Origin of the sequence: Frankia sp. Cppng1_Ct_nod (assembly GCF_920656135.1) — a bacterium.
In the GTDB taxonomy this organism is placed as follows: domain Bacteria; phylum Actinomycetota; class Actinomycetes; order Frankiales; family Frankiaceae; genus Protofrankia; species Protofrankia meridionalis.
In genome coordinates this window covers 1-8,090 of record NZ_CAKKTK010000124.1, presented here as the reverse complement: position 1 = coordinate 8,090, position 8,090 = coordinate 1, and the positions used below count along the sequence as shown (strand labels likewise).

The 8,090-nt window shown below is 68.5% G+C and carries 7 protein-coding genes; 4 read left to right on the top strand and 3 right to left on the bottom strand.

What is annotated here, in order from left to right:
* Positions 1-214: 214 nt before the first annotated feature.
* The 3 genes from NBW77_RS21335 to NBW77_RS21325 are packed head-to-tail and all read right to left on the bottom strand — an operon-like array spanning position 215 to position 3,432.
* Positions 215-1,111 carry a transglutaminase-like domain-containing protein gene (locus tag NBW77_RS21335; protein WP_242606002.1) on the bottom strand — a complete coding sequence of 299 codons (897 nt, stop codon included), beginning with the start codon at positions 1,109-1,111 and terminating at the stop codon, positions 215-217.
* 19 nt (positions 1,112-1,130) lie between these two features.
* Positions 1,131-2,249, bottom strand: a complete 1,119-nt coding sequence (locus NBW77_RS21330) for a fatty acid desaturase family protein (protein ID WP_131747772.1) — start codon at positions 2,247-2,249, stop codon at positions 1,131-1,133.
* Between the two features lie 22 nt (positions 2,250-2,271).
* Positions 2,272-3,432 carry a ferredoxin reductase gene (locus NBW77_RS21325; RefSeq protein WP_131747773.1) on the bottom strand — a complete coding sequence of 387 codons (1,161 nt, stop codon included), beginning with the start codon at positions 3,430-3,432 and terminating at the stop codon, positions 2,272-2,274.
* Between the two features lie 524 nt (positions 3,433-3,956).
* Between NBW77_RS21325 and NBW77_RS21320 the strand changes: the two genes are divergently transcribed.
* The 4 genes from NBW77_RS21320 (at position 3,957) to NBW77_RS21305 (ending at position 8,084) form a co-directional block, all read left to right on the top strand.
* Positions 3,957-4,901 (top strand): PP2C family protein-serine/threonine phosphatase, encoded by a 945-nt coding sequence (locus NBW77_RS21320; protein ID WP_131747774.1) that lies wholly within the window; start codon positions 3,957-3,959, stop codon positions 4,899-4,901.
* A 193-nt stretch (positions 4,902-5,094) separates the two neighbouring features.
* The gene (locus NBW77_RS21315; RefSeq protein ID WP_131747775.1) at positions 5,095-5,931 is read left to right on the top strand and encodes an alpha/beta hydrolase; all 837 of its coding nucleotides are present in this window, start codon (positions 5,095-5,097) and stop codon (positions 5,929-5,931) included.
* Positions 5,932-6,432: 501 nt separating this feature from the next.
* Positions 6,433-6,918 (top strand): Zn-ribbon domain-containing OB-fold protein, encoded by a 486-nt coding sequence (locus tag NBW77_RS21310; protein ID WP_250280229.1) that lies wholly within the window; start codon positions 6,433-6,435, stop codon positions 6,916-6,918.
* On the top strand, positions 6,915-8,084 hold the full coding sequence (locus NBW77_RS21305) for a thiolase C-terminal domain-containing protein (RefSeq protein WP_250280227.1): 1,170 nt from the start codon (positions 6,915-6,917) through the stop codon (positions 8,082-8,084). Before NBW77_RS21310 ends, NBW77_RS21305 begins: the two co-directional genes overlap by 4 nt.
* The last annotated feature ends 6 nt before the right edge of the window (positions 8,085-8,090 follow it).

Genomic DNA, 8,090 nt, shown 5'->3' with positions numbered 1-8,090 from the left:
ACGTGCTGCCTCCTGAGGTCATCTCGCGTGAAGGAGTGCCAGCCGCCGGCGCGGCCCCGCGACGGAAGGGGTGATCCAGGCTGAGGCCCAGGCATCCCGTCGCACCAGTGGTTGGCACTCGAGCCTGGTGAGTGCTAACGCATGTATAGCCCCCGCCATGAAGGAAGGCAATGGACCCCGGTACCGGTACCGGTACCGGCCGGGGAGCGCCGCATCAGGTGAGCTGGACGTCGGCCTGGTGGTCGTCGACCGGGAGGCTGCCGGTGACGGTCGCGGTGACCTCGATCGACTGAAGGGTGGCGATGCCGCGCAGGACGCTGACGAAGGCGGTGTCTGCGGCGTCCCGGCCGGTCGCGATGCGGACCAGGCTGGACCGGGGAGCCCTGCGTGTCGCGTCGTACACCCGCCATGCACCGTCGGTCCAGGCTTCGAAGACGGCGTGGAAGTCCATGGGGGTGAGGCCGGGTGCGTAGACGGCGACAAAACGGGCGGGTATCTGCAGCGCGCGGCACAGCGTGATGCCGAGGTGGGCGAAGTCCCGGCACACGCCCTGCCCGGTGAGCAGGGTGTCTTCGGCGGTGTCGTGGACCGCACTGGATCCCGCGACGTAGCCGACCCGGTGATGCACCCAGGCCACGACCGCGTCCACGCGGGGCCGTCCCGGTGGCAGGCCGCCGAATTCGGCGACCGCGAGTCCGACTACATGATCCGATGGGCAGTAACGGCTCGGCCGTAGATAGGTGACCTGCTCGAGGTCGACCAGCTCGGGACCTGGGACGGCGCCGGGGGGCCGGCGTCCGGCGACCGGCTGGTCGAGTTCCACCCCGTGGGACAGCTCCGCACGGTAGGACACGGACAGGGTTCCGCGGGGTGCCTGCAGAAGGTGGAGTCGTCCGCCGTGCGGTGCGGCCAGTTCTGTCGGTACCGGAAGCATCGTTGTGTCCGTCGCCGTGTCGAGCCGTTCGGCGCGCACCTGACCGGCACCGCTCGCGGCAGCGACCTGCAACGCGATCAGTGCGGGTTCCAGGACGCGGAAGACGAGGTCGCAGGTGACCACCCGGCCCTGGCCGGCAGCGGAGACCTGCGCCGGTACCTGCTGGTCGTCAGGCAAAAATCACGTCCCGGTACGGTCAGACGGCTGCGGCGGACACGGGTTCGGGCCTGGCCGACGCGACACCGGCAGGCTGTGACTTCGGCCCGGGAAGAGCCAGTTCGACGATGCGCTTCCAGACACGCGCGGTCTGGCGGATCAGCGATCCGGTGGTGTAGGGAAGCCCGTACCGCTGGCAGAGGTCGCGCACCCGCGGAGCGAGTTCGGGGTACCGGTTGCTGGGCAGGTCGGGGAACAGATGATGCTCGATCTGATGGCTGAGGTTGCCGCTCATGATGTGCAGGAACGGAGAACCGTCGATGTTGGCGGAGCCCAGCACCTGCCGAACGTACCATCCACCCCGGGTTTCCCCCTCGATCTGTTCTGCGGTGAAGAACTCGGCCCCGTCAGGGAAGTGACCGCAGAAGATGATCGTATGCGCCCAGATGTTGCGGGCCGCGTTGGCGGTAAGGTTGGCGAGCAGCACGGGCAGGAAAGCGGGGCCGGCGAGCAGCGGAAACGCCACATAGTCCTTGACGACCTGGCGCCGGGCCTTACGTACCACGCCCCGCAGTTGCCGCAGCGTCTCGTTCCAGCTCTTCTCGCCTCGCCAGGCCCGTTCGAGTTCGGCGTCATAGATCGCGATTCCCCACTCGAAAAACGCCGCGAGCGCCAGGTTGTAGAACGGCTGGGCGAGGTAGACCGGATGCCACGGCTGCCGCGGGCTGACCCGCATCGCGCTGTAGCCGATGTCGCGGTCCTTACCGAGCACGTTGGTGTAGGTGTGGTGTATGTAGTTGTGCGAATGTTTCCACTGCTCGGCGGGGGACGCCGAGTCCCACTCCCAGGTGGTGGAGTGGATCTCGGGATCGCGCATCCAGTCCCACTGCCCGTGTAGGACGTTATGGCCGATCTCCATGTTCTCCAGGATCTTCGCCGTGGCCAGCATCGCGGTGCCGGCGAGCCAGGCCGGTGGCAGGAAGGCAACGAACAGCACGGTCCGGCCGCCCACCTCCAGGCCGCGCTGGACCGCGATCACCCGGCGGATGTAGCGAGCGTCGCTCTCGCCGCGGTTCGCGATCACCTCGTCCCGGATCCGGTCGAGCTCATGGCCGAACTCCTCGATGTCGGCCTCGGTGAGATGGTCGGTGACAGTCATCCTTTTTCCCCTACGGTTCGCACTACAGATCGATCTCGACGTCGCCGGCCGCGGCCGACACACACGTCTGGATAAGTTCGCCTTCATCACCGTGCTCCCGACCGGTCCGTAGGTCCCGGACGCGGCCCGAGACGAGCGGTGTCACGCAGCTGTGACAGATGCCCATCCGGCAGCCGCTGGGCATGAGGACGCCGGCGGCCTCGCCGACGGTCAGCAGCGGGGTGCCGCCGTCGGCGTCCGCCTCCCGCCCACTGCCGACGAAGCGGACCCGTCCCCCTCCCCCGGCCCCTCCCCCTGAGACCACGGCCGGTCGGACCGGATGGAAACGCTCGACGTGCAGCCGGCCGGCGATCCCGGCGTGGCGCCAGTGCGCCTCGGCGTCATCGAGCATCGCGCGGGGTCCGCATGCCCACACCTCCCGCTCGGCGTGGTCCGGGCAGATGATCGACAGCTGCGCCATGGTGAGACGGCCGCGGTGCGGGTCACCGGCGTCCACCCGCGTGTGGCGCTCATACAGCCGCAGGCTCGGGAACCGCACTGCCAGCCCTCGCAGTTCGGCGCCGAAGATGACGTCATCAGCCGTCGGCGCGCAATGCACCAGGACCGCGTCCGGCATCTCGCCGCGCGCGGCCAGGCTGCGCAGCATGCCCATCACCGGTGTGATCCCGCTGCCCGCGGTGAGGAACAGCAACCGCGACACAAGTGGCCGCGGCAGCACGAACCGACCCTGCGCAGGCCCGAGCCGCAGAACGGTCCCGGCCCGAATCCGGTGCGCGAGGTACGGGGAGACACCTCCGCCGGGAACCACCTTGACGGTGACCGTGATGCAACCGTCGGGGTGCTCCGGCGCCGATGTCAGCGAATACGTCCGCCAGTGCCGCACACCGTCGACGTCGACGCCGACCGGGACGTACTGACCGGCCTGATGACCGTTCCAGCCCGGACCGGGACGGATCACGAGGGTTACGGCGTCCCCGGTCTCCGGCCGGACGGCCTCGACGCGGCCACGCAGCCCGCGGGACGACCAGAGTGGATCAACCAGTTCGAGGTAGTCATCGGGCAACAACGGCGTCGTCAGCCAGGAAGCCAGCGCGAACAGGCGCCGGCCGATACTCGGGGACGGTATTCTCTCGGCGTTCTCCGCGTCGATTCCGGTACTGACGTCGACGGACAGAGAAGTCATCGAAACGGTCTTCCTCGGCATCGCTACCCACATTACCTTGTCCACGTCGGTTTCAGCTGGATATTCCGCTTTTCGGTCGACGATAAGGATGTCGCGCGGCGCCTCCGTGCCGAGCATATCCGCCTGGACAATCCCCCAACAGATCGAAGGTACATTCACCCTGGACCTAAATCCTCGAGTCGAATGAGAGGTCCCGCACGAAATCCGGAAAATATCCGGTTCACCCCATAGGAGCGTAATATCCGGAGGTCCCGTCGGCCCGCGACAGAACCTGCCATCCGCCGGGAAATCCGATCCGATAATTTCCGACATTCAGCTGGATAGATCACCTCCATTGCTCCAGGAAAGCCCGACAACCCGTCCGATCAGGGTGGTGTAGCGGGTTGACGGTAATCGCGTCATAGTGAAGGCACGATCCCCTCTTCGAGGGGCACGCCGCGTCCGGGACCAGCATCCGTCCGAGCACGGACCGCGGCAGGGTCTGGAGGCCGACGGTTGGTCAGGATAGCGGAACCACCCCCGCGATGAGTCACACCGAGGCCATGTGGCGCGAGGCGGAGGCGGCCCGGCGGGCGGCGGAGGCGGCCCGCACCGACGCGGAGACCGCCGGCCGGAAGGCGCAGGCCGCGCAGCGGCAGGCCGAGCGGGCGAACGAACGCCTCGCCCTGGTCGCGGAAGTGACCCGGGGCCTCGCCGTCGAGGCCACCCGGTTGTACGACCTGCAACGCAACGCCGCCGCGGTCCTGCAGGCCGGCATGCTCACCCGGCTCCCCGACGTCGGCCGTCTGCGGCTGGCCGCCCGCTACCTGCCCGCCGGAGAAGGCGCCGATCTGGGCGGCGACTGGTACGACGCGTTCACCCTCCTCGACGGCACCCTCACCCTCGTCATCGGCGATGTGGCCGGCCACGACTTCACCGCGGCCGCATGCATGGGGCAGCTACGGAACCTGCTGCGCGGATGCGCCTACGACCGTCACGAAACACCCGCCGCCGTCCTTAGCCGCCTCGACCGGCTCACCGCGGGCCTCGGCGTCGACGTCCTCACCACCGCCCTCGTCGCGCACCTCCGCTGTTTCGCCCTGGACGGGACGGAACAGTTCTTCCTGCGCTGGTCGAACGCCGGCCACCCCCCGCCCCTGCTGCTTCACCCCGAGGGACACCACCGGTTCCTCACCGCGTCCGAAGACCTTCTCCTCGGCGTCGATCCCACCACCGACCGGCACGACCACACCGCCGTGCTTCCCCACGGCGGCACGTTGTTGCTGTACACGGATGGCCTCATCGAAACCCGCGGCGCGGCGCTCGACCACGGCCTCGCCCGCCTGCACCATCACGCGGCCCGCCTGGCCGGCACCGCTCCCGACCAGCTGTGCGACCAGTTGCCCGGTGCGATGACCGGGCCGGACGGCGGCAGCGATGACATCGCGGTGCTCGCCGTCAGCCTCCCCGACCGCGACTACACCCGCTGATACCGGACACCCGCTGATACCGCGGGATCTTCCTGCCTGGCGGCGTGACGCCCGTCGCCTGTGGGTATTCCTGACCATCACAGGCTTTGCCACGACCTGCGGAGCCTGTCGGACGGCCAGGGTGCAGGTGTCCGGCATGGCCGTAGCAATGTCCATTCCGTGTCCATTCCGTAGCAGCAGGAAAAGAGAGAACATGTCCGTGCATCGCGTTCCCGTCGTCTTCGTCCACGGTCTGTGGCTGCACTCCGATTCGTGGGGCGCCTGGGCCGAACTGTTCCGGGAGAACGGCTACGAGCCGGTCGCGCCGGCCTGGCCGGGCGAGCCCGGCACCGTCGAGGAGGCCCGGCGCAGGCCTGAGGCGGTGGCCGGGTACGGGATCAACGACGTGGTCGACCATTATGCAAAGATCATCGAATCGTTCGAGACGAAACCGATCGTCATCGGCCACTCCTTCGGCGGCCTGATCGCCCAGCGGCTTCTCGGTCAGGACCTCGCCGCTGCCGCGGTGGCGATCGACGCGGCGCCGATCAAGGGTGTGGTGTACCTGCCGCCGTCGGCGCTGCGCGTCGCCTCCGTCGCACTGCGCAACCCCGCCAACAAGCGGCGCGCCGTGTCCCTGACATCCCAGCAGTTTCGCTACGGGTTCGGCAACATGCTGCCCGAGCAGGAATCCGACGAGCTGTTCGAGCGGTGGGTCGTCCCGTCGCCGGGGAGACCGCTGTTCGAGGCCGCCTCGGCCACCTTCTCGTCGCGGTCCCCGGCGCACGTCGACACCGGCAACGCGAAGCGGGGACCTCTCCTGCTGATCGCCGGCGGCAAGGACCACACCGTTCCTGCGACGATCATCAAATCCACCCTGAAGCAGTACCTCAGCGCCCCCACGGTGACGGAATACCGGGAGTTTCCCGACCGCGGTCATTCACTGGCGCTGGACAGCGGTTGGCGCGAAGTCGCGGACGCCGTCCTGTCCTGGCTCCAGAAGCAGTCGCTGCAGACCACCGGTTCCCAGGGCCTCCCGACACACCGGTGAACGACTCTCGCCTGCGACCGGAATCTCGCACTGGGCGGCCGGCGGTCGGGCTCAGCACGTAAGATCCACCTTCAAGACCGCAGGAGACGACCGGACCCGCGCGCACGCACTGGTCGATGATCTGTTAGGCCAGTCCGATCAGGCTGCCGACCGGGCAGTGGCGGTACTGCACGGCCATGGCGCGGCACTCGCGTGGGTACGCGACACCACCGGCCTCTACCCGGCACCGGCAGAGCCACCGGTCCGGCGCTCGGAGTCTGGACGAACCTGCACGAGATGGCCGTCCTCGCGGCCAACCGCAGTCCGCAACTGGTGGGAGAACCGCTGGATCCACCGGCGCTGGTGACCGAAACAGTCCAGGCACACCTCAGGTAGCCGCGGTCCACGCCTGTCCGCTCCCCACCCGTGACGGACAAGCAGTCTATTCGTCTAACCTGGCTAACCGTAGGGTGGGCGGCGGACCGCGTGCCGCGACGGAAAGACGGAAAGAGAGAAGGCCAGATGGGCGAACCGATCAGCGACGAGGAACTGGTGACCCGCTTCCCGGGGCACACGCTGACCCGCGACAACGCCGCGCACTACCGGGGCCGGCTCGCCCACCGACTGATAATCAACCGCTGTGGCGACTGCGGCATCTGGCGACACCCACCGAAGCCGGTATGTCCGGCGTGCTGGTCGTGGAACATCGTTCCCACCGAGGTCGCGGGGCAGGGCAGCATCTTCATGACGGTCTTCCTGCACCAGGGGCCGCCGGCCGAGGGGGTGGACTACTCCACTCCCTACCCGGTCGTCACGGTCGCGCTCGACGAGCAGGAGGGGCTGCGGTTCACCAGCACGGTCGTCGGGGCTGCGCACGACGCGATCCACATCGCGGACCGGGTCGAACTCGACTGGATCGAACGGTCCGGCACACCGGTCCCGGTGTTCCGCCTGACCGGAACGGGCGCCGGCACCGGCGCGACGGCGGTAACGGAGACGGGCCGATGACCAGCAGCCGTAACCCGATGAAGGACAAGGTGGCCATCGCCGCCGCGGCCACCACGGGCTTCCAGCCTCGCAACACCGAGCGGAGCCGCGCGTCCTGGGCCGCGGAGGCCTGCATCAAGGTGCTGCGTGACTGCGGACTGACCGCGGCCGACGTCGACGGCATCTCCGGCTCGACACCGCCGGCCTCCGAGCTGCAGACGATCCTCGGTATTCCCGAGGTCACCTGGTTCGCCGAGCCCTTCATCCCGTTCGTGAACCAGCTCGCCGCCGCCGTGAGCGCGGTTCACAGCGGCCTGTGCGAGGTCGCACTCGTCTATCACGCCGCCTACCGGGAGGCGTGGGGCACCGCGTCCGCGCTGAAGGACCCGTTCCGCCGTCCCTCGGCCGCGGGCGCCGGTGTCACCGCCGGACCCGAGACGATCTTCGGCGGTGTCGGATACACAGCCTGGGCGTCCCGGTACATGCACGAGTACGGCGTCCCGAAGGAGCACTTCGGCTACGTCGCCATCAACGACCGCACGAACGCCGCCGCCAACCCGGCAGCGGCCATGCGCAAGCCCCTCACCATGGACGACTACCTGTCCGCACGCATGATCCGCTGGCCCCTGTGCATGCTGGACATGGACGTGCCGGTGGACGGCGGGGACGCCTTCGTGGTCACGACCGCGGAGCGTGCCCGCGACCTGCCGCACCCGCCGGTTCTCGTCCAGGCCGCGGCGCTGGGCATGGTCGACAAGCACGAGGAGGACCAGACACCCAGCCTTCGCCAGCACGGGCAGCAGGTCGTCGTGGAAACCCTCAAGGCGAAGAGCGACTTCTGGATCGACGACGTCGACGTCTACTTTCCGTATGACGGCTTCACCATCATCACGCTGAACTGGTTGGAGAACGTCGGCTACTGCGGCCCCGGCGAGGCGGGCCACTTCATCAGGGAACACTGGGACGACAAGACCAACCGTATTCTGATCAACGGTCGGGTCCCGGTGAACCCCCACGGCGGCGCGTTGTCCGAAGGCGGCACACAGGGTTCGGGTCACGTCCGGGAGGCCGTGCACCAGCTGCAGGGCCTGGCCGGAGACCGCCAGGTCCCCGACGCCCGTCGGGCCATCGTCACCGCCGGAGGCTTCTTCTTCAACGCGCAGGGCGTGACGCTGCGCCGCGACTGACCGTTA